The sequence below is a fragment of the Sphingomonas aurantiaca genome, from assembly GCF_003050705.1.
Lineage (GTDB): Bacteria > Pseudomonadota > Alphaproteobacteria > Sphingomonadales > Sphingomonadaceae > Sphingomonas > Sphingomonas aurantiaca.
Genome location: NZ_QAOG01000007.1, coordinates 178,880 through 202,745, shown reverse-complemented (window position 1 = coordinate 202,745; position 23,866 = coordinate 178,880). Strand labels below are relative to the sequence as shown.

The window sequence follows — 23,866 nt, the reverse complement described above, 5'->3', positions numbered from 1 at the left end:
TTTTTTATCTGGTTCGTCTGCGGGTTCAGCCGTTGGCAGCCAAAGCCTCGGCCTGTTTCCTGAATCCGGCGATCAGTTCGATCATCGGCGCCTTCACCTCGGGACGCGCGGTCTTGAGCGTGCCGGCGTTGAAGGGTGGCTGCGGATCATATTCGCTCATCAGCTGGGTACATTCGGCGTAGGTCCGGTCGCGCAGTTCGGCGATCATCGTTAGCCCGAAATCGAGCCCCGACGTCACTCCCGCGCCGGTGATGCGGTTGCGGTCGCGGACGACACGCGCGTCGGTCGGGATCGCGCCGAAACCCGCCAGCGCGTTGCGGCACGACCAGTGCGAGGTGGCCTTGTACCCCTTCAGCAATCCGGCCTTGCCGAGGATCAGCGAGCCCGAGCAGACGCTGGTGACGTATCTCGCGCGGGCACCGCGATCGGCCATGAATGCAATGGTCGCGGGATCCCGAGCCGCAGAGATCGTCCCGTCGGTGCCGCCCGGCGCGAACAGCACCGTCAAGTCCCGCGAACGGGTGTCGAAGGTGGCGTGCGGCGTGATTGTCACGCCCGCGTCGCTGGTCACCGGTTCGAGCGTTTTCGCGACCAGCATGACCTTGGCGCCCATCATCGATGCGAACATCGACTGTGGCCCGATCAGGTCCATGACGGTCATGCCGGGGTACATGAGCATCGCGATCTGTTCGTCGCCTATCCAGTGGATGCCGTCGCCGCTGTTGCCGGGCATCGCGTGGTTCATGGGCGGCGCCATCGGCGCAGGTTTAAGCCTGGCGGACGCCGTCTGTGCGCCGGCCGCACCCGCCGCCAGCGGAGAGAGCAGCGTCATCAGCGCAGCGGTACGGCGATCGATGTTCGTCATCGACATATCCTTTCAGAGACGCGTCTTGAGCGTGACGAACGCCGAGCGCGGCTGCGTCGGCATCACGACCGGGAAGGCGAAATACTGATAGGTGTCGAAGCTGCGCGCGCCGCCCAGGTTGACGGTTGACACCTGCACAGTGAACCGCCCGATGTCATAGGATGCCTGCGCGTCGATCGCCGCATAGCCCGGCACGGACACGCTGTTGGGCAGCGTGATCTCGCGCGCGGTGAAGGCGGTGACGCCCGCACCCAGCGACAGGCCCTTCGCCGCGCCGCCCAGGACGCGATACCGTGCGGCGATACGCCCGCTGTGCCGCGGCACGCGCGGCAACCGGTCGTCGATCAGCGATGTGTTGGTGTCACGGGTGACCGCAGCATCGGTATAGGCGTAGTTCGCGATCATCGAGAACGCCGGGCGCGGTTCCCAGATCAGGTCGGCCTCGATCCCGCGCGATCGCTGCTGCCCGGTCTGCACCGCGAAAAACGGAAAGGCCGGATTGGGATCGGGCGTCGCGACGTTGTTGCGCGTCTGTTCGTACACCGCCAGCGTGCCCGACAGGCCGATGCCGGTCGCCGCAAGCTTGATGCCACCTTCGACGTTGCGCGACGTTTCCGGCCGCGGCGTAACGCGGCTCATGAGGCCGAACGCGCCACGAAAGGCTGTGGCATAACCGGCATAGAGCGCTACCCCCGGCACGACGTCGACCGTCGCACCGATCCGCGGCGACAGCCGATGATACGTTTCGTCTGTCGCCTGCTGGTCCTCGCGGAACCTGAGCCGCGTGTAGCGAAGCGATCCGGTGAGGTGCAGCCAGCCATAATCGGCCTGATCCTGCGCGTAGATGGCCCGCGTCTCGTATCGGTCCGTCTGCAGGAGACTGGGAGGCAGGATTTCGCCGAACGACACGTCGTAGGTCGGATCGGCGAGGTCGATCGATCCGCGCGTCATGCCCGTGAAGGCCATGTCCGAATAGAAATCGGTATGGTCGTAGCTCGCCCCGACGAGGAACGTGTGCGTCCCGCCCACCATCTCCGTCTTGGCGACCAGGTTCGCATCGAACGTCGCCTCCTCGAAATGGCTGAGCATGTTGAGCGCCAGCAGCGGATAGGTCGTCGGGGTGGCGGGGTCGGCCGGGTACATGTCCGGATAGATGAAGGTCCCGAACTGCGGCACGCGGCTTTCGTAATAGCGGCCTGTGACGGTCAACCGCACGTCGTCGCCGAAGTCGTGCCGCAAGGTGCCGGTGACCATCTGGTTCGTGGTACTGGACCGCGGCTGACCGTTCGGCGCGCCGGGAAAGGCATTGCGATCCACTTCGCCTGCCAAGGTCTGCGCGGCGGGAAGCCCCGAATATTCCAGTTGCTCACGGCGACCATATTGCCCCTGCACCATCAGGTCGGTCCGGGTGCCGAGCTGGAAAGCGATGCTCGGCTGGACGAAGATCCGCTCGCCCTCGATCCGGTCGACCCAGTGGTCGTTGCTCTGATACTCGCCGGCGATACGCGCGGAAATGCCCGTTGTGATCGGCACGTCGAGTTCGCCGTAAGGATTGAAAGTCGCGAAGCTTCCGGCCCGGATCGCGGCATAGCCCTGAAGCTTGGTTCCGGGGCGCTCGCTTTCGATATTGATGAGGCCGCCAAGCGGCGAGCCGACGCCGCCGCCGTAGAGCGTGGCGCTCGGGCCTTTCAGCACGTCGATCCTGCGGATGCCGACCAGGCTTGCGGGATCGTTGGCCGCCGAAAACGCGCCGAACATCGGCAGGCCATCCTGATAGATCTCCGCCATGAAGCCGCGCACGATCGGCCCTACGGTCAAGCCCTCCTCGGGGCGGTTGCCGACGACACCTGACACATTCGCCAAAGCCTCGCCGAGCTGGCGACGATCCTGTTCGCGCAGCAGCGCGCCGGTCAGCACCTGCACCGACTGCGGCACATGGATCAAAGGCGTGGTGGTGCGCGTTGCGGACGCCGTCTCGGGAACGGCATATCCGTCGCGGATACCCGTGACGACGATCGTATCGCCAGTCCAGCTTGGCCCGGCATTGGTCGGTATGGGGTCAATCGGCGCAGTCTGAGCTTCGACGTTCTGAGCGTGCACGGTCGGAATTGAGAAAGACGTACAGGGTGCGGCGACGGCGACAGCCCATCGTCGTCCCAAGAAGAGACTTCGGTCGAAACATCGAAAATGCCTTTGACTGGCGCGCGAGCCTTTGGCAGCGCACCATGAACGACAGCGACCCGCCCCCGATGGGAGGCAGGTGCGATTCAACAGGTCAACGAAAGACGGGCGGGCCTTGCGAGGGCGGCCGGAGATGCGGCGTAAGTGCAAGGCGCGGCGATCCGACCGCTCGCGAGCCAACCGCCATGACGAAGGCGATGGCCGCGATCAGCAGGACGGGATCGACCGCCGCGAGCGCGTGCGCCGAAAGGCTGGAGAACGCGCACGGCATCTCCGTCTTGCCATGCTCGTCGGACTTGCCTTGATCGGCCATGTCGCCGTGCATCCCCGGCATGGTCATGTCCATGTCCCTGCTCGTGCCAGGGTTAATGGTCTGCGGTGCGACCCCCGAGCAGATCGTGATCGCGATCCGACCGTGCTCGGCGGAGATCATATAGCCCGACGGGATCAGCAGCTTCAGCGCCAGCGCCGCAACGCAAATCAGCGCAGCAAGATGGCGATGAGCCAGAACATGGCGGCGAAGTGCGAACACCCGATGCGAGGTAGCCCAGTCATGAGCAACTGTCACTTGGACAGGATGACCTCCCCGTGACGTTCGTGCGATCCGAACCTGCCGCCGTTCCATGCGCAATTCCGCCCGGGAACATTCGTTGGCAAAGAAGCAAAAATAATCGCGGGTTCCCAATATCATGGGGATATCGAAATGGACTTAAGCACCAGCCCTGCAGCGCACATGAGACATAATGTCACATCGACCAGGGCGACGGCGTGACTTAGCGCGTTCTCATGCCGGCCATTCGCCATCTTGTTCAAAACCATTCGCTGGCGATAGTCTTGATCCTTGCGGTATCGCTTGCATTACGGCTCGTCGTACCGAGCGGATACATGCCGACGATGTCGCACGGCAAGATGATCGTATCGATTTGCTCGGGCACGATGACCGAGCCGATGGTCCTGGAGGTACCCGGACTGGCGCAGCAGCCGGACGATGCGAGCCACGACGCCCCCGCAAAGCATGACAAACCGTGCGCCTATGCCGGCCTGACGATGGCGGCGCTTGCTGCCGTACCGCTCGACCTGCTGATCGTCGCTCTGGCCTTCATGATGGGTAGCGGCCTACGCCCTGGACCGGCACCGGTCGAGACGTCGCGGTACGGGCTTCGACCGTGGGCGCGAGGCCCCCCCTTCCCCCTCTGACCAGTCGTTCATGCGTCTGAACGTCCACTCGGTGGTCTCGTCCAGCTGAGCCGACGCGCGGCGCCCGCTTCGTCAGAGATGCCCGCGTCGATCGCGGGCGGAACAGGATCATCAATGTCTAACTCATCGTCCGTCCGGGCGAGGGCGTCGTGTGCCCGGCGCCAAGGCCCCGTCTCACTGATCGGAAGGGCAGCGGAATGCTGACTCCCGGTGAACGGCGTTTCCGCCGAAAACTCGACATCTTCGTGGTTCTGCTGGTCGCGGTCACCGCGATGCTCCTCATGCTGGAACGCGCGACCGAAGAGCGTGCAGGCGCAACCGATCCGCAGCCGGCCACGAGCACGGCAGGATGAACTTGGTGCCGAGCGCCAGTCGTTCGGCATCGCTCCGTGCCCGGCCAGGTCCGGCACGACGAACAGGCCTCCCATGACAGATTATGCGCTTCTTCTCGCACGGATACAGTTCGCCTTCACGGTATCCTTCCACTTCCTGTTTCCCGCGTTCTCGATCGGGCTCGCCAGCTTCCTGATGACGCTCGAGGGCCTTTGGCTCAGGACCGGGCGCGGCGTGTACGCCAACCTCTACCGCTACTGGCTGAAGATCTTCGCGATCGTGTTCGGCATGGGCGTCGTCTCCGGCATCGTCATGTCCTACCAGTTCGGCACCAACTGGTCGGTGTTCTCCGACCGGGCCGGCCCCGTGATCGGTCCGTTGATGGCCTACGAGGTGCTCACAGCCTTCTTCCTGGAAGCGGGCTTCCTCGGCGTCATGCTGTTCGGCATCACGAAGGTCGGGCGCGGACTGCACTTCTTCGCTACCTGCATGGTGGCGCTTGGCACTCTAATCTCGGCGACCTGGATCCTGAGCGTCAACAGCTGGATGCACACTCCGACCGGCTTCGCGATCAATGCGCAAGGGCAGTTCGTCCCTGCAGGATCGTGGCTGCCGATCATCTTCAACCCCAGTTTCCCTTACCGGCTGACCCACACGGTCATTGCCGCATTCCTGACGACGGCGCTGGTCGTCGCCGCGGTTGGTGGATGGCACCTGCTCCGCGATCGGGCGAACCTCGGCGCGCGCAAGATGCTGGCGATGGGCCTGGGCATGATCGCGGTCATGGCACCGCTCCAGATCCTGGCTGGCGACGAGCACGGGCTGAACACGCTCGAGCATCAGCCGGCCAAGGTGCTGGCGATGGAAGGGCATTACGACGCGCACCCTGACGGAGCGCCGCTCATCCTGTTCGGCCTACCCAGCGACCGCGACGAGCAGGTCCGCTATGCCGTGGAGATACCCAGGCTCAGTTCGCTGATCCTGCGCCATGACCTGAACGCCCCGCTGCCGGGACTGAAGGCTTTCGCGCGCAATCGACGTCCCCCGGCAACGATCCTGTTCTGGTCGTTCCGGATCATGGTCGGGCTTGGGCTGGCAATGCTCATGCTCGGCGTGTGGGGACTGTGGGCACGGTGGCGAGGCCGGTTGTACGACACACCCTGGCTACACCGCGCGGCGGTGGCAATGGGACCGGCGGGCTTCGTGGCAGTGCTCGCCGGCTGGATCACGACCGAGGTCGGCCGGCAGCCATGGGTCATTTATGGTCATATCCTGACGGCGGACGCGCGCTCGCCGATTGCTGCCCCCGCAGTGGCGACGTCACTTGCCGCTTTCGTCGTCGTCTACTTCGCGGTCTTCGGATTGGGCGTCCTCTACGTCCTTCGCCTGATCGCCAAACCACCCGAAGCGCATGAGGCTGAGCCGCGCCGCACGCCGCGCCATGCAGCCGGCATCACGCCGGCAGCGACCTTCGAGCCGACCAACAAGGAGAAGGACGCATGACCGGCCTGACATACAGTCTGGACCTTACGGTCGTCTGGGCCGTCATTATCGCATTCGGCATATTCGCCTATGTCGTCATGGACGGGTTCGATCTTGGCATCGGCATCCTGTTCCCCGGCTTCGAGGTCGGGGCGGAGCGTGACGCCGCGATGAATTCGATCGCGCCGGTGTGGGACGGAAACGAGACATGGCTGGTGCTAGGCGGGGGCGGGCTGTTCGCGGCCTTCCCTCTTGCCTACGCGATTATCCTTCCCGCCACCTATCCGCTGGTGATCGCCATGCTGCTGGGCCTGGTCTTTCGCGGGGTGGCGTTCGAGTTCCGCTGGCGCGATCCGGTGCACAGACGTTGGTGGGACAGGGCCTTCATGCTGGGTTCTCTGGTTGCAGCGATCGCCCAGGGCATGATGCTGGGCGCAATCCTGCAGGGCATCCGGGTCGTGGGCCGTGCCTTCGCCGGGGGATGGCTGGACTGGCTCACTCCGTTCACCGTCCTGACCGGTATCTCTGTAGCGGTCGGCTACGGGTTGCTTGGCGCGACCTGGTTGATCGGTAAGACGGACGGCCCCGCACAGGCGCACGCGCGACGGATGGCCAGGATGCTGAGCATCGCTACGGTCGTTGCAATGGCCGCGGTCAGTGTGGCGACGCCATTCCTCAGCTACGATTATTGGCGACGCTGGTTCGCGATGCCAGGGGTCCTGCTGACCGCGCAGGTACCGTTGCTGGTCGTCGTCATCACAGGAATCCTGTTTTGGTCGATCGCCCGCGGTAGGCACAAGCTACCCTTCCTCGCGGCGCTTGCACTGTTCCTGTTGGGCTATGTCGGGCTGGGCATCAGCATCTTCCCCTATGTTGTACCGCGCGCCATCACGATCTGGGCAGCTGCGGCACCGGCGCAGAGCCAGTTGTTCATGCTGGTCGGGACCGTCGTCATTATCCCGATCATCATCGGCTATACCGGTTGGGCCTATTGGGTTTTCAGGGGTAAGGTCGGCGAGGGGTATCACTGATGGCCACGCCCAAATCTCCGTTCGTCCGGCGGCTGTGCTGGCTGGCAGCGATCTGGACCGGGAGCGTGCTGGCACTTGCGGCGGTCGCCTTCGCCATTCGTTCGGTGCTACTTTAGTCTCTTCTACTCCGGCCGGGAAAGGCGAGTTTCCAGGCCGGAAGGGGGGCTGCATGCATCGGTACGCGCCACGTGCCGGCGTCCGTCGGCGCACGCTCTAATCGGTGATCTTATCAGCCCGGGCGTCGATCATTCGCCGTGGCGGCGACTTCACGCACACCTGCCACGAAGCCCGTAAGCATGTCCTGCGCCCGAGCGAGTACCGCAGGGGGCGCGTGGTCCGGCGTACCGCTATCGAGCGAAGGCGCCGGTGCATATTCGGCAAACAGCTGGACCATCTGCGCAAACTCGGTGGGACGAAGCCGCTGGATCAGGGCAAGCGCTAGGTCGAGGCCAGCGGAGACCCCTGCCCCGGTCGCCCTGTTGCGGTCGAAGACGACGCGCTCATCGACTTCGACCGCGCCGAATTCCTTCAGCAGCGGTCGGCCAATCCAATGCGACGTCGCGCGATACCCGTTAAGGAGTCCGGCGCGACCGAGCACGAGCGATCCCGTGCAGACACTCGTCACCCACTTGGCGCGCGCTCCACGATCGCGCAGGAAGGCGAGCATCGCCGGATCGCGCATCGCCGCCAGCGTGCCGGCGGTACCGCCACCAATCAGCAACACGTCGAGATTTTTGGGGCAGGTCTCGAACGTGGCGGTTGGCGTCAGGACGAGGCCGTTCTCGGACGGTATCGGGCGAATACTGTCGGCAACGAAGTGGATCGTCGCACCGGCCAGTCGGCCCAGGAAATAATGCGGCCCAATAACGTCGAGCGCCGTGACGTGATCGTACAGGACGATGCCGATCTGCTCATTGCCCTTCCAGGCGGCAGGAACCTTGTCCATGTAGCCGTTCGGTTCGGCGCTGGTGTATGATGCCTCCAAGGGCGCCGTTCCGCTTGCCAGAAGCGTTCCAAACAGAGTCATCATCGTTGCCGTTCGGCGATCGCAGTCGACCATGTGTGGCTTCCCAGTGGTTCGTGGATACTCGTACGCCGGATGGTATCATCGCAACTTTCCCGGCCGAGGCCGAACCCAGCGCCTGCTTATCGCATGACTAACCACCGCAACCCCCTTGTCACTTGGGCAGAATGCCCAAGTGACAAGGCCCCCTGATCACGATAGCTCTGCGTCGTGCCTGCGATCCGCCGCCTCCTTGCGCAACGTCATCTTGCCGTGCTGCTATGTGTCGCGGTGCTGCTGTTGAAGCTGCTCGTTCCGACCGGGTACATGATCGCGAACGACGGCGGTGCGATCACCATCGTTACTTGCTCGGGCATGACGACCGAAGCGACGGCGATGCCCGGAATGGGCGACGACATGGCCACGATGAAGGCAGCGATGCCCGACCACGCGCCGTCGACCGATCACGGCAAGACCGAAATGCCCTGCGCCTATGCCGGTCTTTCGGCACAGATCCTCGGCGCCGTCGATCCCGTCATCCTGTTGGCCGCACTCGCCATCGTCGCCGCGTCGGCCTTGCGGACAGCGCCCAAGGCAACGCTGCAACCTCATCCGTATCTACGCCCACCGCTACGTGGACCACCGCTCTCGCTGAACTGACGATCGTCCGCCCACCGGCATGACCGGATGCAGCGGCACTGTCACCGTGCACCCGTCGCGTGATCGGGTGTGCGTACAGGCTCGTCACGTCGATCGACTGACCGGGAGGCGTCGACACCATGTCGGCGACCAAGCTTTCGCGCACGATCAATGGAGCCTTTCGCGATAAGGAAATCATCGATGTTTCGCTGCCTGTTTTTCGGGGTGATCGCCCTGTGCGCGCCGGTGCCGTCGTTCGCTCAAGTCGCGCCGGCACCGTTCACGCTTCCCGCGTTACCCTATGCCACCGAGGCGCTTGATCCCGCGATCGACGCGACGACCATGACGATTCACCACGACAAGCATCATCAGGCCTATGTCGATGCGCTGAACAAGGCCGTGGTGGCCGATCCGTCGCTCGCGGGCCGATCGCTGGAGGCGTTGCTGGCGAAGGCCAGCACGCTCCCGCCGGTCGTCCGGAACAACGCCGGCGGTCATTGGAACCACAGCTTTTTCTGGAAGACGATGGCGCCGGCCGCACAGTCCGGGCAGCCTTCCGCCCCGCTCGGGGCCGCAATCGATCGACAGTTCGGTTCGCTCGCGGCATTCAAGGTCGCCTTCAGGGAAGCCGGTACGAAGCGGTTCGGCTCGGGCTGGGTGTGGCTGGTGGTGAAGGCGGATGGCACGCTCGCCATCACATCCACCCCCAACCAGGATAATCCGCTGATGGATGTCGCCGATGTGAAGGGCACCCCGGTGCTGGGCAACGACGTGTGGGAACACGCCTACTACCTCAAATACCAGAACCGCCGCGCCGACTATCTCGATGGCTGGTGGCAGGTTGTGAATTGGAAGACCGTTTCGGACCGCTTCGCTGCTGCGCGCACGCGCTGAACCCTATCAAAGGAAGTAGAATGACCTATCGCATCGCGCTGGCGCTCGTCGCCACGCTTGCCACCCCTGCCCTTGCGCAGGATGTCCGCAAGGGCTCGCTCACCATCTCGCAGCCCTGGTCGCGGGCTACGTCGCCGCGTGCCACGGTAGGGGCGGGCTTCCTGACGATCCGCAACGCCGGAGCACGAGGAGACCGGCTTATTTCCGCCACGTCGCCGCGCGCGGAACGCGTCGAGATCCACACCATGTCGATGGACGGCGGGGTCATGCGGATGCGCCAGCTCGTCGATGGTCTCGCAGTGCCGGCAGGCGGCACTGCGACGCTCGCGCCGAGCGGCAATCACATCATGCTGATCGGCCTGAAGTCCCCCCTTAAGGCAGGCGAACGGGTTCCGGCGACGCTGCGTTTCGCGCGCGGGGGGACGGTGACCGTGCAGTTCGTCATCGGTGGCGCTGGCGATGCAGCGCCGGCCGGTCAGAATGGGGGGCATAAGTGATGTCGGATCCACGCACGCGCGGGTTGCTGCGCGGTACCGCTCTGGCAACCGTCCTCACGCTCGGGCTGGTCGTGACCGTCACGGGATGTTCGCGCCAACCCAATGCCTCCGGCAATAGCGCCACGACATCGCAACGCGCGGGACCAGGCGGGCCGTTCACACTGGTCGACACCAAGGGAAAGACGGTCACCAATGAGACGCTCAAAGGCAAGCCCTACGCGATCTTCTTCGGCTTCACGCGTTGCCCGGATGTGTGCCCGACGACGATGGCGCGCATGGAATTGCTCCGCAAGCGGCTCGGGACCGACGCGGACAAGATGAACGTCGTGTTCGTCTCGGTCGATCCCGAGCACGACAAGAAGGAGGACATCGCCAGCTTCCTCTCGATGTTCGATGCGCCGGTGATTGGTCTGACCGGAGACCCAGCCGAGCTCAAGCGGATGGAGAAGTCGTTCAAGATCTATGTCGAACGTGTGCCGCTGCCGAACGGCGATTACACGATCGATCACACCGCGCGGATACTGCTGTTCGATCGTGATGGGCAATTTGTCGACACGATGGACGCCAAGGAACCGGAGGCTCAGGCGGTAACTAGACTGAAGCGACTGATCGATGCTTAGGTTTCTCGGGATGGCGGGCGCTTTTGCGCTCGCCGGCTGCGGCATTCCGAACACGGTCGTCGACAAAGGACGCATCGCTCAAGCGACTGAAGCGCACTTCGGCAGTGCGCGGTTTCCGATCGAGCTTGGTCCGGTCGTCATAAGCGGCGATCACGCGATCGCGGACTGGACCCAAGGCGACTTTGGCGGTCGGGCCTTGTTCGAGCGGGGGACGTACGGCTGGATGCTCGTGCTCTGCAGCGGCGATTCGATCCGACGCGCGGAGAATCTGAAGCGCGCTGGCGTGCCCGACTTCAACGCCGGCTGGATCGCCGACCGGCTTGCCAAAGCGGAAGCCGAACTGCCCCCCGAGAACCTAGCTCGCATGAAGCGCTTCGTAGGCACGGCGCAGGACCACGAAAACTATCTGAAGACACTGGAGGGGAAGTGATATCCGGATCGAGCTCAGCGCTACCTTTCGATCATGCGGAAGGTTTCACGGCGTTCATCCTCCGGCGTGATCGAACGAGGTCAGGATCGGGCACGGTCCCGCGGAACCGCTGGCGCATTCGCGTGCTAGCCGTCGAAGCGAGTCCCGCGCCTTTTCCAGCGCCTCGATCTGAAAGCCCAGCGCAACGAGCCGCTCCTTCGCCAGCGCCCGGACCCTTGCCCGATCCTCGGTCGCGTCGAGCGCGAGCAGTTCGCCGATCTGCTCAAGCGTGAAACCGGCTGCCTGCGCGGAACGGATGAACCGAAGCCTACGAACATCGTCGTTGTTATAGCGCCGGATACTCCCCGACTGGCCGTACCCGTCCGGTCGAGCCGGCGTCTCGAGAAGGCCTCGCCGTTGATAGTAGCGAACCGTCTCAACACCCACATTGCCCGCGCGCGCCAGCCCGGCAATCGTAAATCCTGACATCCCTTGACTCCGTACCACGGTACGGACCCTATACAAGTGGCAGTGCATGGATACCAGTCAAAGGCCGCTGCAATGACTTCAATCGCCGATCCCCGCCAAGCCGTTCTCTACCGCATGGTGATGGACCAGCACGTGTGCCCCTATGGGTTGAAGGCGAAGGACCTGCTGCGCCGAGAAGGCTATGCCGTCGAGGATCGCTGGTTGCGCACGCGCGCCGATACCGATGCGTTCAAGGCGAAATACGGTGTGAAGACGACGCCGCAGACTTTCATCGGCGGTGAACGGATCGGCGGATACGACGATTTGCGCCGGCATCTCGGCAAGACCGTCGCCGATCCCAAGGCGACCACCTACCGGCCCGTAGCGGCATTGTTCGTCATCACCGCGTCGATGGCTTTGGCTGTAAGCCACGCGGTATATGCCACGCCGTTCACGCCGCAGGCTGCGGCGTGGTTCATCGGGTTCAGCATGACGGTACTGGCCTTATTGAAGCTCCAGAACATCGAGGGCTTCGCGACGATGTTCCTCAACTACGACCTGCTGGCGAAGCGCTGGGTGCCGTATTCGTACGTCTATCCGTTCGCCGAAGGACTGGCGGGCGTACTGATGATCGCAGGCGTGCTGACCTGGCTGTCGGTGCCGATCGCGCTGGTCATCGGTACGGTCGGCGCGGTGTCCGTGGTCAAAGCCGTATATATAGACCGACGTGATCTCAAGTGCGCGTGTGTTGGCGGATCAAGCAACGTTCCGCTCGGCTTCCTGTCGCTGACCGAGAACCTGATGATGATCGCGATGGCGGCATGGATGGGGCTTTCGGTTCACCCAACCCTGTGATCGGCATCCTCGAAAGCATGACCGGGCTGGGAATGAGCCCGGATCAATGCTCCTTTCGGCATTGACGTTCAGTTGCGAGGAACGCGGACAATTTCGAATCCGCCCTTGATCGATCGCATCTGCAATCCCGTACCGTCCAGCATGGCCTGCAACGCCCGTTGAGGCACCATGGTGCCGACGACCGGCTTTGAGCGCTTGCCCTTGGCCAGCTTCGTGCCGGAAATCGGGCACCTGGTCGTGAGGCGCAGCTGGTTGAGCGCCCGGTCCAGTCGATCACCCGGGATGGCGATGGCGACCGGTTCATTCCGGCAGTCATACTGGAGACCCTGAGCGCTGACGTTGGCGCCAATGCCGGTCACCATCACAGCCAATGTTGGAATTACCAGTCGGGCGATGGAGGTGCGCATTCGCTTGATCCTTATGTATGCGAGATGGCCGTCGCGGGCCGTATGCCGTGACGGCAATCCTCTCTAACGGACTGTCATTTCAGTCTTCTGAACATGTAGGTGCCTCGTTGACCCGATGTACCGGTACCGAGCGCATACGCATCGCTCGGCTTGTGCGACACCAATTTTGAGAACCAAGTGCCCGATGGCGCAAAACCAGTGATCCAAGTCCTTTACGCCACCGCTTCGTCGGCAGACAGATCGTCGCATAGGCGGCAATCAGGAATCCCCATGCAAGACTTCAATCGACGGACAGCGCTCATCTCCGCAGCCGTGACACTAGGTGGGCTCGCACTCGCTGGCAGGGCCGCGATCGCCGGACAGGCCGCCAAGACATCATCGCTCTTCGACGCCTCCAAGAACCCAAATCCGGAGAGAATAGCGCCGTACAAACCAAGGTTCGGTCGCTCGAAGCCTCTCGTCGCCATCGTCGGCTTGAACGAGGGCACGATCATCAGCGATTTCTGCATTCCATTCGGGGTAATGGCACGCTCGGATGTGGCCGACGTCGTATCAGTGTCGGTGACATCTGGTCCGGTGAAGATGCAGCCTCTCACCTTCCAGCTGCAGACGACCGTGGACGAATTCGACAAGAACCATCCCGAGGGCGCTGATTACATCTTCGTTCCGGCCGTCGAAAACGACAGTGATGCGGGCCTGCTGCGGTGGATCAAGGCGCAGGCGGGCAAAGGCTGCACCGTAATCAGCATCTGCTACGGTGCGATGGCGGTCGCGAACACCGGCCTGTTCGACGGCCACCGGGCGACCTCGCACTACAGCAACGAAGAGATGCGGGTACGGCGTTTCCCGAACGTGAAATGGCAGAAGAACATCCGCTACGTCGCCGACGGCAAAGTAGTCTCCAGTGCCGGCGTCAGTGCCTCGATGCCGACCTCGATCGCGCTTGTCGAGGCGATCGCCGGTCCCGCCAAGGCTGCCCAGGTCGCACGCGACGTCGGCATCGACGGCTGGAGTTCGAAGCATGACAGCGACGCGTTCCAGTCCGATCCGGGTAATGCGGACATGCCGGCGCGCGATGCGAAGCCCGATGTCAAGCTCGGTATCCCGGTAAAGACGGGAGACGACGAGATCGCGCTTGCGTTGACCGCAGAGTCCTACAGCCGGACGGGGAACACGATGGCCTACGCCGTCGCGGCAAGCAGAGCTCCCCTGCGACTTGCACACGGGCTGGTCCTCCTGCCCGATCTGGTGGCAGGAGGCCCCACGAAAGTCGATCGCACCCTTGCCCCGCTCGAAGCACATGAAGCCACTCGCGCGCTGGACATCGCGCTGGCCGACATCACCAAGACCTACGGTCCGAAGGCCGCGCGTCATGTTGCCCTGTTTATGGAATATCCCGGACCGACGTAATCCCAGGCACCATTCAGGTCGTCGGCCTCTCCCCGCTCGCGAACCGTCGTCGGTAATCGGATGGGGAGAGGCCGACGATCCGATTGACGACCTTATGGAACGCGCTCGGATCCGTGTAGCCGACCTCCCAGCCGATCTGATCGATCGCAAGCCCTGTATCACGCGGCTTCGCTCTCGCGTTCGATATGCGCAAGCGCTGCCAATAGTCCGTCGTCGTGTGACCGGTCGCCTTTTTGGAAGCGCCGCAGGAACGTCCGGTCCTTCAGCCCCGCCTGCGCCGCGAGCGGCGGGACGTTGACGATCTTGCCCTGACTGCCTTGCATGAACTTCTGCACTTTCAGGATCGCATCTGCTCTCGCCCCGGCGGATCGATCAGGAAACTACGCGCCACTCCGATCATCACAGCATCCCTAAGGAACCTGGCTATGATCGTCAGGCAAAGATCCGCCCACGCCATGACACCGCCAGCGGTGACGATGTCATCGTCGTCAATGACGATCCGATCCGTGTCGAGCTTCGTCAGAGGAAAGCGGCTTAGGAGGCGATCCTCATAGGCCCAGTGCGTCGTGACCGTACGACCGTTGAGAAGATCCATTTCGCCGAGCAGGAACGCGCCCAAGCAGACCGAGGTTAGTACGGCGCCGTCCGTACCGTTCTTGCAACCAACGCGTCACGACCGGCACCGTATCGTTGCCGGGCTGTCCAATGCGGGGGAAGGAGGTAGATAGATGGAGTCGTGGTATGCGAAACCGAGGAATAGACCCGTGTAAGCGTACCCCTTACGCCGATGGCAGCCCAATGGGCCACGACTAACGTACCACTAGACGCTGGATCCGACCTAGCTGCAATGCGATCGGCGGCAACCAACAAGTCAGTAATGCCGAAAACCGCCGCCAGCTGTGCGCCGGAGTAAGGGAATGGAAAAGCGCGCCCTGATCGTGGTCGATCTTCAGAACAAGTATCGAGCCGACGGTAAGTTACCACTGAAGAACCTGGACCAGACCATCGCGAATGCGAAGTGTGTCCTCACCGCCGCGCGGGACCGACAGGACCTGATCGTCCACTTCCGCCACGAGACCCCCGGTTTCGCAGATGCACCGTTCGCGGCCGGCACGAACGGCACGGAGATCATTGCTGCCGTGGCACCCGTCGATGGCGAGGCCATACTGTCCAAGCGTTACCCCCAAGTCCTTCCGCGACACCGGACTGAAGAACATCTTGGAAGAGGCGAGCATCACGGATGTAGGGATCTTTGGCGCGGTGAGCCACATGTGCATCGATGCAACCGCGCGTGCCTCATTCGATTTCGGACGGTGGTCGGCGACGCCTGCGCTACGCACGCGCGGGTCAGCGATGGCGTCGACGTCCCGGCCCCACAGGTCCACGCGAGGTTCATGGCAGCGCTTGCCTTCGCCTATCCCAAGGTCGTGCCAACATCAGTGTTGTTTGCTGACTGAATTGCGATTGGAGGGGGAATCTAAATTAACGCCCCCTAACTGCCCGATCTGGCTCTCCTAAATTCCCATGTCGGTGAGCCACTGCCCCACGCTGCGCGGGCAAAGGCCGAGTTGCTCCTGCGCGCTGGTGTTGGCAGTCACCACGTTATCAGGCATCTGCAGGAGCGCGGCGTAGAAGCTTGCGATGTTCACAGCAGCAGGACCGATCAGTGGTTCGAGCTGCGCGCCAAATGATTTGGGAGACAGCGCCTCGAACCGGATCTCGCGAGCAAGATGCTCTGAGAACGCGTGGGCCAGTTCCGGTCCTGTCAGACCTGGGATATGGCCGATGCCGACTATGCCAGTCACGGAATGGTCGGTCAGCAGCCGTTCCGCCGCGATTGCCACATCGAGGTGTGAACTCCACGATACGGCGAAATCTTCGCGCATCGGGTAGGGCAGCACGCCGTCCGACTTCACCGGCCCGATGACCATCGGCAGCAGCAGGTTTTCCAGATACTGGCGCGGCGCGATGACACCATGAGACACGCCGCTGTCGGCCACGCCGCGGAGCAGCGTTGCGATAGCACTATCGGCAGATGCCTGCAGTATGCTTTCGGGCTGATCAACGATCGCGCCGCTGGTTGAGATCACAACGCGCTTCGGCCGGGCGACGGCTATTGCCTCGACAATGTTGTTCGCCTGTTCCAGCCGCACGGATTCTGCCGTCTGCGGCAGATGCACGAACACGCCGTCCGCACCGGTGTAAGCAGCGATCAGCGACTTGATCGAACCGTTGTCCATGATGATGGCGGGCATGTCTTGCGCACTGGCGGGGCTGCGTACCGCAGCAAGCGCAGCCCGATTGGATGCGAGAAGCTGCTTGTAGAGGGGCGCGCCCTGCGCTCCAGTCGCGCCATGGATGATGTAGGACATGTAATGTTCCTTTTCGATAACGCCGGCTAATCTACCGACACGGATGAGTTCGATGATTTCGGTTCCGGCGCAGCCTAGAACATACGCGGCAGGACATCGCTTCCAGGCCGTGTGTCGAAATACCGGTGCTTCACGACACCAGCGACATGCAGCCCGATCATGGTCAGAAGCGTGTAGGCCATAACTCGGTGCAGCCACTGGAAAACTGCGAAGCGAGCGTCATCCTTGGACAGCAACTCCGCAACGGGAATGCCGAACAAAGTGACTCCGTCACTTTGACTATAGCTGCTCGACATAGCGTAGCCCATCAACGGCACTGCCACTAGCAGTACGTACATAGCGGTATGGACCGAGGTCGACATCCGCTGTTCCCAGATGGAAATTGCGGCAGCGGGTGGCGGCAGCGCAGTTCGCAATCGAATCGCGATCTGCGTGACGACGAGGCCGAAGACCAGCAACCCGAACGACTTGTGGGTCGGATAGAACGTGCCGTATTTTGACGGAACCGTATCGTCGAGCCGGGTCATCCACCACCCTGCACCGAGCATCCCGATAATTAGCAGCGCACGGCTCCAGTGCAGCAGTCGCAAAACAAGGGGATAGCGCGAGACTTCTCGCCCCGAAGCGGTCACCATCAGTGGCCCATCGTTCCGGAACGAGACGCCACCCACGGTTAATTGCTCACCGAAAAGCCGCCGTGGATCATCCGGCCATTGAGTGGCGTATTCCGCAACATGCGGACCAGTGCCTGTTCAGGCGTCAAGCGCCCCTTGATCCGCGCGGTCTTCATGCTGCGCGTCGAGCGGCCTCTTATCCGATCCGTGTCGATCGAAACCGGGCAACGGGTGACACTGGTGAATTTGGCCAACGCCTTGTCCAACGGCATCGACGCGATCGCGATCGGAATCCTGTCATTCTGACAGTCGTAGAAGCTGGCGTCCTGCGCCTTGCCGGCGTGTGGCAGTAGCGCGACGAACCCGATTGCGATCGGAAGCAGGAACTTGGACATGAAATCATCCTTTGACTGATGCAGGACTTGCCGATGGTATGACCCTTCAGGACGGGTCGCCTCCTCAGCGGCGGTACTGAGCGATGATCGGTCCGATCATCCCTCGGGCGGCGTCTCGCATCTGCGATGAAGCAGCATCCACGGTGCCTGTGCGGAACGGAGGGTGCGGGTCATACTCGATCGCGAACTCCGCTAGTTCGCCTGCTTCGCGTCCAAACGCGTCTGCCGCAACCAGCAGCGCCACCTCGAAGCTACCGATGCCGGGGCCAGCGGTGTAGAGATTGCCGTCGACCGCGGCCCCCGAGCCGGACGCCAGCACCTTGGCTGCGCCAAGGTCCTCGAGAAGCCGTTCGGCGGCAAAGTTGCTTGCGACCGTCCGTCCCTCGATTAACCCGGCCGCACCCAGTAGCGCGACGCCATTGCAGACGCCGATGATATATCGCGCGCTTTCAGCCGCCTTCCGGGTGAAAGCGATGACGTCTGGATCATTCTGGACTTCGGGCGGGTTCATACCAACCGCAAAGACGTCCAGCGGAGGGCACGTCTCGAAGGTGGCCGTAGGCACGGTCGGCCACGATCGAAAGCCTTCGACCACGTCATGGTTCTTCCAGATAAAGTGGATCTGCGATCCTGGCATCATCGCCAGCACGGTCTGCACACCGATGATGTCCATCGGCACGAAGCCGGGTCCGATCAGGATACCAACGTGGAACGGCGGAACCCCTTCGGGCGCGAGCGAGGCGAGCATGCCATCGTAGGAGGTGATCTTCATGGCTGATTCCATCACACGTGTCAGTTGGCAACGAGCGCACTACCGCCCCGTCACGGATGGCTGTAGGGCATTAATCCCTCAATTTCGGCCATAGGTCGCTTATGCCGATGCATCCGGGAGCAACTTGCATAGGAGGTGATGTGGCTTGGTTCTAAGGAGGTACGATGTCAGCGCCGTTCGCTTTCTACCTGTGCGAAGGCTTCCAACTTCTGGATCTAGCCGGGCCTACGGCGGCTCTGACTGCGGCAAACCGTCTGCTTGGCACAGACTATTACCGGATCGAACTCGTCTCCAAAGACGGCGATACTGTTTTGGGTGATGCGGGGCTGAGCCTGACGGCACGCCTCGCGGGGTCGTCCCCAGCCGAGACGGTCGTGGTGGTAGGCGGCATGATCGAACCGATGCTGGAACCTGACAACATTGCAGGTATTCAGCGTGCATCTGCCGAAGCCTCTAGCATCGCAAGCATTTGCACCGGTGCGTTCCTGCTTGCCGCTGCGGGCTATCTGGACGGCAAACGAGCGACAACCCACTGGCAGTTCGCGCAAAGATTACAGGATCGATATCCCAGAGTGACGGTCGATGCAGACCGGATTTTCATCAACGATGGTGCGATCTGGACGTCAGCGGGCATGACCGCTGGTATTGACCTTATGCTGGCACGCATTGAGGTCGATCACGGCGCAGAAATGGCCAAATCGGTATCACGCGAGCTCGTCGTGTATCACCGGCGACCAGGTGGACAATCGCAGTACGCCGCAATCTCACAGATGGAGCCGCGGACCGACCGCATCCGCAAGGCGCTAACCTACGCACGCGACCACCTCTCAGAACCGTTGTCAGTCGATCGGCTTGCTGAGGCTGCCTGCCTGAGCGTTCGTCAATTCACTCGCCTGTTTCGGAAGGAAACGGGTGAAACACCTGCACGTGCGATCGAACGTCTGCGCTGCGAGGCCGCACGCATCCGTCTCCGCGACGGGAATGAACCGGTCGGGACAGTCGCGTTATTTGTTGGGTTTGCAGATGCAGAGCGCATGCGGTGCGCTTTCCTACGCAACTTTGGTCATCCGCCGCAGACGCAGCGTCGGCTTGACCAACCACTGGCAGTAAACGTTAGTGGCCTTACCTGCTGGCCTCCAGCATAGCAGTGCTGGCACATCAGATCCTGCAATTCTTCATCCTCGTTACTATTTCTCATTCGGGAAGCGCTAGCAGAAATAGGTTTTGGGATCGTCGCGCGGAGGTAGCGGGGCCTTGTGCCTGTCCCATCTGGGCGGCCTGGTTGACCTTCTCAGTCGGCAATTCCGACTGTTAAGCGCGGTGAGGTCCAAAGAAGATTACGCCGGCGCCTAACATGCAGAGTGCCGTGCCAGCCAAATCCCAGCGGTCAGGCCTGACACCTTCCGCTCCCCAGAGCCATAGAACCGCAAAGGTGATGTAGATGCCGCCATAGGCGGCATAGGAACGTCCCGCAGCAGCGCTATCGACGCGGGTCAGAAGATAGGCAAAAATCACCAAGGAGAGGCAGCCGGGAATAAGCCAGAACGGTGACTTCGACATGCGAAGCCACGCCCAAAAGGCGAAACAACCGGCAATTTCTGCAATAGCAGCGCACGCGTAGATAAAAGTCGACACCATTTTCAAGTCCTAGCAACCTGACGCGATCATGCTAGTCGGGTTTTCTAGCTTTCCTGACCAACTAACCCAATTTTCGAAATAACTCAAATAAAGCGGCTAAGGCCGTTCTTAGAAAATCAAAATGATGGCTACTTTATGTGACTACGAGGCTCGCCGCCCTAAAAGTTGGGTATTATAGCCAGTCCGGAGTTCCCGGTTCTAGTATTGATCGCGCTGATGTAGATTTGCGTCGGGATGGACGATGGCACATCTATCGAGCCGGCGAATACGCCAGGCGACTCCTTAAACGGCAGCGATGTTGTCACCAGTTTCTTGCCGGCCGACCAGACGGATGCTGTTACCACATACTCTGATGCATCCCATTCTCCCCCCGGGGTGATTGGGCATCCGCACATCAACTCGACCTTAGCTTGAACCACCACGGCACTGCCGCTGCGCATTGCGGTCGGGGTAATCGCCAGCCCAGGCAGTTCGACCATCCAGCCATTGCCGATATCGATTGCCTGGCCTGGCACCATCCATCGTTGAGACTTTACCTGGAGGAGCGACCCAAGCCGCCCAAGTGGTCCAGCCACCTCGAGATCGACTAGAGTTGGCTCTGCAATGTCGACAATCGTATCAAAGGTTGCCGCGTCGTCGGTTTGCAACAGTGGAGAGCGACCGGTCGCTCGCATGATCCGGTCGGTGTTCCCGGTGCCGCCCTTCGTAATGCCTTGAGCCAGCGTTTTACCGGACTTGGCGTCGCGGAGGGTGATGCGCGCACCGCCAGTATGATCGCCGACAAACTTGCCGTCCTGACTCAATACCCGAACCACCACACGGGTAGGCTCAGCGTACGCGGTAGTAGCGACTGCCATCCCAAAAGCTGATACGAAAAGCCCGATTTTCATCCCCATCTCCTTGCTGACATCAACGACTAATCCGCTAGCCCCGTGTCAAGCCGTTGCTGACGCCGTGGGGAAGCATCACCGTTGTTGCCCCACGGCGCCTTGCTTAGATCGAAATATTCTCGCCGTCGGCGGGGATAAGTAGCCGCTGAGCGAAGCCTTCCTTCTTAGCAAAGGCTGCGAGATCGGCCCGACTAAGGACACAGTGATTGATTGCTTCCATATGCGTCGCGACGAGCTGAGCGGTCGGTGCCGCGCGATGGACGGATAGTACCCCTTGTGGACCCATCAGGATCGGGCCGAGATCAACCCATTGGGCATACCCTGCATTGAGGACGATGACGTCAGGCTTGTAAGTCTGTACCGCCTGCGACACGGCTGCATCCCAAACGGTGTCCCCCACGACGTAAACCGACTTGTGCGATTGGTGACGAAAGACAACGCCGCTAACGGGATCTAGCGCTGGCACTGCACGCAACACAGCATCTCCGCCATGATGCCCGCCTGTCCGGGCAAGTTGAACACCCTTGAAGCGCGTATCCGTCGTCATAATCCGCACATCAGAAAAACCCTGCCCCCGAATGGTGGCAGCGTCCGTTGCGTTCTGAACGAAGATTGGCATCGCCTTCGGCAGTGCCTTCTGCGCGGCGTCGTCCCAGTGGTCGATATGCGTATGGGTAACTATAACAGCGTCTGCATCGACAAGGTCTGCAACTGCAACTGGCAAAGGAACGAGCGGATTGCGCAGATGGCTCATCGCCGAACCAGGGAAGCCCGGATAAGCCCCTGGATCCGCAAACATGGGATCAACCAGGAACCGCACCCCGGCATAGTTGACGCGAATTGTCGCGTTCCGGATCTGGACTATCGAGTCCCCGGTGCTTGGCGCAGGCAACGGCGCTGCCTTGAGCGAAGGGGCAACGCTGAGGGTAACGGCAGCGGCACCACCGGCTGCCAGAAGCTGGCGGCGAGAGAGGCCGGACAGAGTTTCCGATGTCATAGTAATGCTCCAGCTCAGGCAGGAAGGAAGTCGGCGGTGGAGACTACCTGACCGTAGGCAAAGGCGAGTGCGGCCATGAAGGCAGCGTGGACATGGGCGGCAGGAACCTCGACGCCGTTGATCGACAACGCGCGCGTGGCACAGGCATCATCGATGACGGTCACGGCATAACCGAAGTCGAACGCTGCGCGAGCCGTCGCATCGATGCACATGTGGCTCATCGCGCCGACGATGATCACCTCCTGCACGCTCGCGTCATCGAGCAGCGCCTTCAGCCCCGTGTCGCGAAAGGCGTTGGGGTAGTGCTTGGTGAGCGTTGTTTCACCATCGACGGGCGCTACTGCCGCGATGATTTCGGTGCCGCTCGTACCAATCGCAAAAGGTACCACGTCCAAATTCGGTGTCTCGTGACGAATGTGAACGATCATCTCCTCGCCGTCACGCGCGGCCGTGAGGACACGCTTCGCATTCGCGACGGCTTGATCCAGATTCTCCAGCGGCAGCTTGCCACTGGCTTCATATTCGTTCTGCAGATCGACTACGATCAGGGCTCGTTTGGCCACAACATTGCTCCAGTTGAGTATGGAGCCTGTCTAACAGGATGATCAGGCCTATATGAGTGGCGACAGCGACAAAAACCGGGTTAGAAATGACATGATGGAAATTGCTCTTCTTGCCTATCGTGGAGCCCAGCAAGCAGCGATTTTGGGCATGACGGATCTCCTGATTGCTGCCGATCGCATTGCCGCTTCGTTGCCGGCGCAAGCGCACAGATCCAGGCTAGTGGTCAGTCACTGGGCTGCAGCGAAGGCAACGGGCCGGTTGGAGCGCGTTTATTCCTCGGCGCCATGCAGCACTGATCCATCGATATGCATTTTGCCACCGGCGTTGGATGGCCCGCATGATGACAGGGATCCAGATATAAAGAGCTGGTTGCTCGAACGGCACGCCGAGGGCGCCGTGCTGGCCTCCATCTGCTCAGGTGCATTCGTGCTTGGCGATACCGGCTTGTTCGACAACCGAACCGTCACGACGCACTGGACCTACGAAGATCGCTTTCGAAGCCGCTTCCCTTTGGCGCGGGTCGAAACCGACCGGATCGTCATCGACGATGGTGACATCATCACGGCCGGGGGCGTCATGGCCTGGACCGATCTCTGCTTGACGATCATCGCGCGGTTCATGGGGGATGCCGTGATGATAGAAGTGGCCCGTGGCTTCCTCATTGATCCGCCCGGACGCGAGCAGAGCTATTACAGCGGCTTCAGTCCCCACGTTGGCCACAAGGACGAGGCTATATTGAAGGTGCAAGAATTCCTGGAAAGTAATAAGGGCAAAACCGTCAACGTGGCAGCGCTTGCAGCTCAAGCTAGCCTTGAGGAACGGACGCTTTTACGACGCTTTCAGAAAGCGACCGGCTATACCACGACCGAATACTGGCAACGCCTGCGAGTATCGAACGCCAAGACAAAGCTGCGTGATACAAGGCTTGCTATCGACCAAATCGGCTGGGACGTGGGCTACACCGATCCAAGCGCGTTTCGTAAGGTATTCCATCGCATTGTCGGCTTATCTCCTTCCGATTATCGGCGACGGTTCGCTACGGCGGTCAAGACTGTAGCCTGAAATTGGCTTTCACCGCCCACCTAGGCGATTCCCAAAATACCATCGTTTTTGAGAAAGGCAGATGGCTTCAGCGAAAGCCCGCTAACGCCATCTGCCTTCCCAATAGCGGACAGGCTGCTTTCGAAAAGAATTACCCAGACAGCAGCCAGCCATCTCAGTAAGACTACTAGTCGCAAGAGCAGAATTTCATAGCTTAAGATTGCCATCGCAAATAAGCGCCAATAGTCGGCCGATCCGCCAGCCGACGAATGTACCGGGAGTATCGTCAGCT

General features: G+C 61.7%; 31 protein-coding genes and 2 pseudogenes. 16 read left to right on the top strand and 17 right to left on the bottom strand.

Features of this window, described 5'->3' with window-relative positions; all coding sequences use genetic code 11:
• Positions 1-25: 25 nt before the first annotated feature.
• The 3 genes from C8J26_RS17960 to C8J26_RS17950 all read right to left on the bottom strand — a co-directional run bounded on the left by C8J26_RS17960 (position 26) and on the right by C8J26_RS17950 (position 3,578).
• Positions 26-865: a DJ-1/PfpI family protein gene (locus C8J26_RS17960; RefSeq protein ID WP_107959572.1), complete on the bottom strand. Its 840-nt coding sequence runs from the start codon at positions 863-865 to the stop codon at positions 26-28.
• Positions 866-877: 12 nt separating this feature from the next.
• Positions 878-2,965 (bottom strand): TonB-dependent siderophore receptor, encoded by a 2,088-nt coding sequence (locus C8J26_RS17955; protein WP_167398895.1) that lies wholly within the window; start codon positions 2,963-2,965, stop codon positions 878-880.
• 175 nt (positions 2,966-3,140) lie between these two features.
• Entirely contained in the window at positions 3,141-3,578 is a 438-nt protein-coding gene (locus C8J26_RS17950; RefSeq protein ID WP_107959537.1) for a hypothetical protein, read from the bottom strand.
• Positions 3,579-3,931: 353 nt separating this feature from the next.
• On the opposite strand from C8J26_RS17950, the gene C8J26_RS17945 reads away from it, so the two are divergent.
• The 5 genes from C8J26_RS17945 (at position 3,932) to C8J26_RS21105 (ending at position 7,205) form a co-directional block, all read left to right on the top strand.
• Positions 3,932-4,243, top strand: a complete 312-nt coding sequence (locus C8J26_RS17945) for a hypothetical protein (protein WP_146168899.1) — start codon at positions 3,932-3,934, stop codon at positions 4,241-4,243.
• A gap of 197 nt (positions 4,244-4,440) precedes the next feature.
• Positions 4,441-4,596 carry a hypothetical protein gene (locus C8J26_RS20600; protein WP_167398894.1) on the top strand — a complete coding sequence of 52 codons (156 nt, stop codon included), beginning with the start codon at positions 4,441-4,443 and terminating at the stop codon, positions 4,594-4,596.
• Positions 4,597-4,669: 73 nt separating this feature from the next.
• Positions 4,670-6,079, top strand: coding sequence for a cytochrome ubiquinol oxidase subunit I (locus C8J26_RS17940; RefSeq protein WP_107959535.1), 1,410 nt, complete (start codon positions 4,670-4,672; stop codon positions 6,077-6,079).
• Positions 6,076-7,089 (top strand): cytochrome d ubiquinol oxidase subunit II, encoded by a 1,014-nt coding sequence (gene cydB / locus C8J26_RS17935; protein WP_107959534.1) that lies wholly within the window; start codon positions 6,076-6,078, stop codon positions 7,087-7,089. Before C8J26_RS17940 ends, cydB begins: the two co-directional genes overlap by 4 nt.
• Complete coding sequence (locus C8J26_RS21105) at positions 7,089-7,205, top strand: DUF2474 family protein (protein WP_107959533.1); 117 nt, start codon at positions 7,089-7,091, stop codon at positions 7,203-7,205. Before cydB ends, C8J26_RS21105 begins: the two co-directional genes overlap by 1 nt.
• Before the next feature lie 113 nt (positions 7,206-7,318).
• On the opposite strand, the gene C8J26_RS17925 is transcribed toward C8J26_RS21105, so the two are convergent.
• The gene (locus C8J26_RS17925) at positions 7,319-8,035 is read right to left on the bottom strand and encodes a DJ-1/PfpI family protein (RefSeq protein ID WP_167398893.1); all 717 of its coding nucleotides are present in this window, start codon (positions 8,033-8,035) and stop codon (positions 7,319-7,321) included.
• Positions 8,036-8,323: 288 nt separating this feature from the next.
• On the opposite strand from C8J26_RS17925, the gene C8J26_RS17920 reads away from it, so the two are divergent.
• From C8J26_RS17920 to C8J26_RS17900, 5 genes are all read left to right on the top strand, one after another.
• Positions 8,324-8,752, top strand: coding sequence for a DUF2946 family protein (locus tag C8J26_RS17920; RefSeq protein ID WP_244185384.1), 429 nt, complete (start codon positions 8,324-8,326; stop codon positions 8,750-8,752).
• Positions 8,753-8,932: 180 nt separating this feature from the next.
• The gene (locus C8J26_RS17915; protein ID WP_107959530.1) at positions 8,933-9,625 is read left to right on the top strand and encodes a superoxide dismutase; all 693 of its coding nucleotides are present in this window, start codon (positions 8,933-8,935) and stop codon (positions 9,623-9,625) included.
• 20 nt (positions 9,626-9,645) lie between these two features.
• Positions 9,646-10,122, top strand: coding sequence for a copper chaperone PCu(A)C (locus C8J26_RS17910; RefSeq protein ID WP_107959529.1), 477 nt, complete (start codon positions 9,646-9,648; stop codon positions 10,120-10,122).
• Entirely contained in the window at positions 10,122-10,742 is a 621-nt protein-coding gene (locus C8J26_RS17905; RefSeq protein ID WP_107959528.1) for an SCO family protein, read from the top strand. Before C8J26_RS17910 ends, C8J26_RS17905 begins: the two co-directional genes overlap by 1 nt.
• Before the next feature lie 10 nt (positions 10,743-10,752).
• Entirely contained in the window at positions 10,753-11,172 is a 420-nt protein-coding gene (locus C8J26_RS17900; protein WP_107959527.1) for a copper uptake system-associated protein, read from the top strand.
• Between the two features lie 54 nt (positions 11,173-11,226).
• On the opposite strand, the gene C8J26_RS17895 is transcribed toward C8J26_RS17900, so the two are convergent.
• Positions 11,227-11,640 carry a MerR family DNA-binding protein gene (locus C8J26_RS17895; RefSeq protein ID WP_107959571.1) on the bottom strand — a complete coding sequence of 138 codons (414 nt, stop codon included), beginning with the start codon at positions 11,638-11,640 and terminating at the stop codon, positions 11,227-11,229.
• A 72-nt stretch (positions 11,641-11,712) separates the two neighbouring features.
• On the opposite strand from C8J26_RS17895, the gene C8J26_RS17890 reads away from it, so the two are divergent.
• Positions 11,713-12,474 carry a MauE/DoxX family redox-associated membrane protein gene (locus tag C8J26_RS17890; protein ID WP_107959526.1) on the top strand — a complete coding sequence of 254 codons (762 nt, stop codon included), beginning with the start codon at positions 11,713-11,715 and terminating at the stop codon, positions 12,472-12,474.
• A 68-nt stretch (positions 12,475-12,542) separates the two neighbouring features.
• Here the strand turns inward: C8J26_RS17890 and C8J26_RS17885 are convergent, their stop codons facing one another.
• Positions 12,543-12,881, bottom strand: a complete 339-nt coding sequence (locus tag C8J26_RS17885; RefSeq protein ID WP_107959525.1) for an STN domain-containing protein — start codon at positions 12,879-12,881, stop codon at positions 12,543-12,545.
• A 270-nt stretch (positions 12,882-13,151) separates the two neighbouring features.
• On the opposite strand from C8J26_RS17885, the gene C8J26_RS17880 reads away from it, so the two are divergent.
• On the top strand, positions 13,152-14,291 hold the full coding sequence (locus tag C8J26_RS17880; RefSeq protein ID WP_107959524.1) for a DJ-1/PfpI family protein: 1,140 nt from the start codon (positions 13,152-13,154) through the stop codon (positions 14,289-14,291).
• Between the two features lie 13 nt (positions 14,292-14,304).
• Here C8J26_RS17880 and C8J26_RS21225 read toward each other — a convergent pair whose 3' ends face one another.
• The 3 genes and pseudogenes from C8J26_RS21225 to C8J26_RS20700 all read right to left on the bottom strand — a co-directional run.
• On the bottom strand, positions 14,305-14,484 hold the full coding sequence (locus C8J26_RS21225; RefSeq protein WP_208631456.1) for a helix-turn-helix domain-containing protein: 180 nt from the start codon (positions 14,482-14,484) through the stop codon (positions 14,305-14,307).
• The gene (locus tag C8J26_RS20705; protein WP_208631451.1) at positions 14,450-14,626 is read right to left on the bottom strand and encodes a hypothetical protein; all 177 of its coding nucleotides are present in this window, start codon (positions 14,624-14,626) and stop codon (positions 14,450-14,452) included. The genes C8J26_RS21225 and C8J26_RS20705 overlap by 35 nt, the downstream gene beginning before the upstream one ends.
• A gap of 2 nt (positions 14,627-14,628) precedes the next feature.
• Positions 14,629-14,928: pseudogene (locus C8J26_RS20700) on the bottom strand (DJ-1/PfpI family protein); the annotation flags it as partial.
• A gap of 280 nt (positions 14,929-15,208) precedes the next feature.
• Between C8J26_RS20700 and C8J26_RS21220 the strand changes: the two are divergent.
• Positions 15,209-15,457, top strand: a pseudogene (locus tag C8J26_RS21220) (isochorismatase family protein); the annotation flags it as partial.
• Positions 15,384-15,809, top strand: a complete 426-nt coding sequence (locus tag C8J26_RS21215) for an isochorismatase family protein (protein WP_425275419.1) — start codon at positions 15,384-15,386, stop codon at positions 15,807-15,809. The pseudogene C8J26_RS21220 and the gene C8J26_RS21215, both read left to right, overlap by 74 nt.
• Here C8J26_RS21215 and C8J26_RS17865 read toward each other — a convergent pair.
• The 4 genes from C8J26_RS17865 to C8J26_RS17850 all read right to left on the bottom strand — a co-directional run bounded on the left by C8J26_RS17865 (position 15,806) and on the right by C8J26_RS17850 (position 18,444).
• Entirely contained in the window at positions 15,806-16,663 is an 858-nt protein-coding gene (locus C8J26_RS17865; RefSeq protein ID WP_107959523.1) for an SDR family oxidoreductase, read from the bottom strand. The two genes, C8J26_RS21215 and C8J26_RS17865, sit on opposite strands and share 4 nt — an antisense overlap.
• A 74-nt stretch (positions 16,664-16,737) precedes the next feature.
• Positions 16,738-17,298 carry a cytochrome b gene (locus C8J26_RS17860; RefSeq protein WP_107959522.1) on the bottom strand — a complete coding sequence of 187 codons (561 nt, stop codon included), beginning with the start codon at positions 17,296-17,298 and terminating at the stop codon, positions 16,738-16,740.
• 38 nt (positions 17,299-17,336) lie between these two features.
• A complete protein-coding gene (locus tag C8J26_RS17855; protein WP_107959521.1) occupies positions 17,337-17,672 on the bottom strand; it encodes an STN domain-containing protein in 336 nt (111 codons plus the stop codon).
• A 64-nt stretch (positions 17,673-17,736) separates the two neighbouring features.
• Entirely contained in the window at positions 17,737-18,444 is a 708-nt protein-coding gene (locus tag C8J26_RS17850; protein WP_167398892.1) for a DJ-1/PfpI family protein, read from the bottom strand.
• A 164-nt stretch (positions 18,445-18,608) separates the two neighbouring features.
• On the opposite strand from C8J26_RS17850, the gene C8J26_RS17845 reads away from it, so the two are divergent.
• Positions 18,609-19,589, top strand: a complete 981-nt coding sequence (locus C8J26_RS17845; protein WP_107959519.1) for a GlxA family transcriptional regulator — start codon at positions 18,609-18,611, stop codon at positions 19,587-19,589.
• Between the two features lie 166 nt (positions 19,590-19,755).
• On the opposite strand, the gene C8J26_RS17840 is transcribed toward C8J26_RS17845, so the two are convergent.
• The 4 genes from C8J26_RS17840 to C8J26_RS17825 form a co-directional block, all read right to left on the bottom strand.
• Positions 19,756-20,082, bottom strand: coding sequence for a YnfA family protein (locus tag C8J26_RS17840; protein ID WP_107959518.1), 327 nt, complete (start codon positions 20,080-20,082; stop codon positions 19,756-19,758).
• Positions 20,083-20,240: 158 nt separating this feature from the next.
• A complete protein-coding gene (locus tag C8J26_RS17835; RefSeq protein WP_146168897.1) occupies positions 20,241-20,972 on the bottom strand; it encodes a hypothetical protein in 732 nt (243 codons plus the stop codon).
• Positions 20,973-21,075: 103 nt separating this feature from the next.
• Positions 21,076-21,969: an MBL fold metallo-hydrolase gene (locus tag C8J26_RS17830; RefSeq protein ID WP_107959516.1), complete on the bottom strand. Its 894-nt coding sequence runs from the start codon at positions 21,967-21,969 to the stop codon at positions 21,076-21,078.
• A 14-nt stretch (positions 21,970-21,983) separates the two neighbouring features.
• Positions 21,984-22,532: a cysteine hydrolase family protein gene (locus C8J26_RS17825; protein ID WP_107959515.1), complete on the bottom strand. Its 549-nt coding sequence runs from the start codon at positions 22,530-22,532 to the stop codon at positions 21,984-21,986.
• A gap of 52 nt (positions 22,533-22,584) precedes the next feature.
• On the opposite strand from C8J26_RS17825, the gene C8J26_RS17820 reads away from it, so the two are divergent.
• Positions 22,585-23,595, top strand: a complete 1,011-nt coding sequence (locus tag C8J26_RS17820) for a GlxA family transcriptional regulator (protein ID WP_244185383.1) — start codon at positions 22,585-22,587, stop codon at positions 23,593-23,595.
• The last annotated feature ends 271 nt before the right edge of the window (positions 23,596-23,866 follow it).

What these genes read in the sequence shown, in the direction of transcription:
- C8J26_RS17960 (WP_107959572.1), bottom strand. Translation starts at nt 865, where the DNA reads ATGACGAACATCGATCGCCGTACCGCTGCGCTGATGACGCTGCTCTCT.
- C8J26_RS17945 (WP_146168899.1), top strand. Translation starts at nt 3,932, where the DNA reads ATGCCGACGATGTCGCACGGCAAGATGATCGTATCGATTTGCTCGGGC.
- C8J26_RS20600 (WP_167398894.1), top strand. Translation starts at nt 4,441, where the DNA reads ATGCTGACTCCCGGTGAACGGCGTTTCCGCCGAAAACTCGACATCTTC.
- C8J26_RS17940 (WP_107959535.1), top strand. Translation starts at nt 4,670, where the DNA reads ATGACAGATTATGCGCTTCTTCTCGCACGGATACAGTTCGCCTTCACG.
- cydB (WP_107959534.1), top strand. Translation starts at nt 6,076, where the DNA reads ATGACCGGCCTGACATACAGTCTGGACCTTACGGTCGTCTGGGCCGTC.
- C8J26_RS21105 (WP_107959533.1), top strand. Translation starts at nt 7,089, where the DNA reads ATGGCCACGCCCAAATCTCCGTTCGTCCGGCGGCTGTGCTGGCTGGCA.
- C8J26_RS17925 (WP_167398893.1), bottom strand. Translation starts at nt 8,035, where the DNA reads ATGGACAAGGTTCCTGCCGCCTGGAAGGGCAATGAGCAGATCGGCATC.
- C8J26_RS17915 (WP_107959530.1), top strand. Translation starts at nt 8,933, where the DNA reads ATGTTTCGCTGCCTGTTTTTCGGGGTGATCGCCCTGTGCGCGCCGGTG.
- C8J26_RS17910 (WP_107959529.1), top strand. Translation starts at nt 9,646, where the DNA reads ATGACCTATCGCATCGCGCTGGCGCTCGTCGCCACGCTTGCCACCCCT.
- C8J26_RS17905 (WP_107959528.1), top strand. Translation starts at nt 10,122, where the DNA reads ATGTCGGATCCACGCACGCGCGGGTTGCTGCGCGGTACCGCTCTGGCA.
- C8J26_RS17900 (WP_107959527.1), top strand. Translation starts at nt 10,753, where the DNA reads ATGGCGGGCGCTTTTGCGCTCGCCGGCTGCGGCATTCCGAACACGGTC.
- C8J26_RS17895 (WP_107959571.1), bottom strand. Translation starts at nt 11,640, where the DNA reads ATGTCAGGATTTACGATTGCCGGGCTGGCGCGCGCGGGCAATGTGGGT.
- C8J26_RS17890 (WP_107959526.1), top strand. Translation starts at nt 11,713, where the DNA reads ATGACTTCAATCGCCGATCCCCGCCAAGCCGTTCTCTACCGCATGGTG.
- C8J26_RS17885 (WP_107959525.1), bottom strand. Translation starts at nt 12,881, where the DNA reads ATGCGCACCTCCATCGCCCGACTGGTAATTCCAACATTGGCTGTGATG.
- C8J26_RS17880 (WP_107959524.1), top strand. Translation starts at nt 13,152, where the DNA reads ATGCAAGACTTCAATCGACGGACAGCGCTCATCTCCGCAGCCGTGACA.
- C8J26_RS21215 (WP_425275419.1), top strand. Translation starts at nt 15,384, where the DNA reads ATGCACCGTTCGCGGCCGGCACGAACGGCACGGAGATCATTGCTGCCG.
- C8J26_RS17865 (WP_107959523.1), bottom strand. Translation starts at nt 16,663, where the DNA reads ATGTCCTACATCATCCATGGCGCGACTGGAGCGCAGGGCGCGCCCCTC.
- C8J26_RS17860 (WP_107959522.1), bottom strand. Translation starts at nt 17,298, where the DNA reads ATGGTGACCGCTTCGGGGCGAGAAGTCTCGCGCTATCCCCTTGTTTTG.
- C8J26_RS17855 (WP_107959521.1), bottom strand. Translation starts at nt 17,672, where the DNA reads ATGTCCAAGTTCCTGCTTCCGATCGCAATCGGGTTCGTCGCGCTACTG.
- C8J26_RS17850 (WP_167398892.1), bottom strand. Translation starts at nt 18,444, where the DNA reads ATGAAGATCACCTCCTACGATGGCATGCTCGCCTCGCTCGCGCCCGAA.
- C8J26_RS17845 (WP_107959519.1), top strand. Translation starts at nt 18,609, where the DNA reads ATGTCAGCGCCGTTCGCTTTCTACCTGTGCGAAGGCTTCCAACTTCTG.
- C8J26_RS17840 (WP_107959518.1), bottom strand. Translation starts at nt 20,082, where the DNA reads ATGGTGTCGACTTTTATCTACGCGTGCGCTGCTATTGCAGAAATTGCC.
- C8J26_RS17835 (WP_146168897.1), bottom strand. Translation starts at nt 20,972, where the DNA reads ATGAAAATCGGGCTTTTCGTATCAGCTTTTGGGATGGCAGTCGCTACT.
- C8J26_RS17830 (WP_107959516.1), bottom strand. Translation starts at nt 21,969, where the DNA reads ATGACATCGGAAACTCTGTCCGGCCTCTCTCGCCGCCAGCTTCTGGCA.
- C8J26_RS17820 (WP_244185383.1), top strand. Translation starts at nt 22,585, where the DNA reads ATGAGTGGCGACAGCGACAAAAACCGGGTTAGAAATGACATGATGGAA.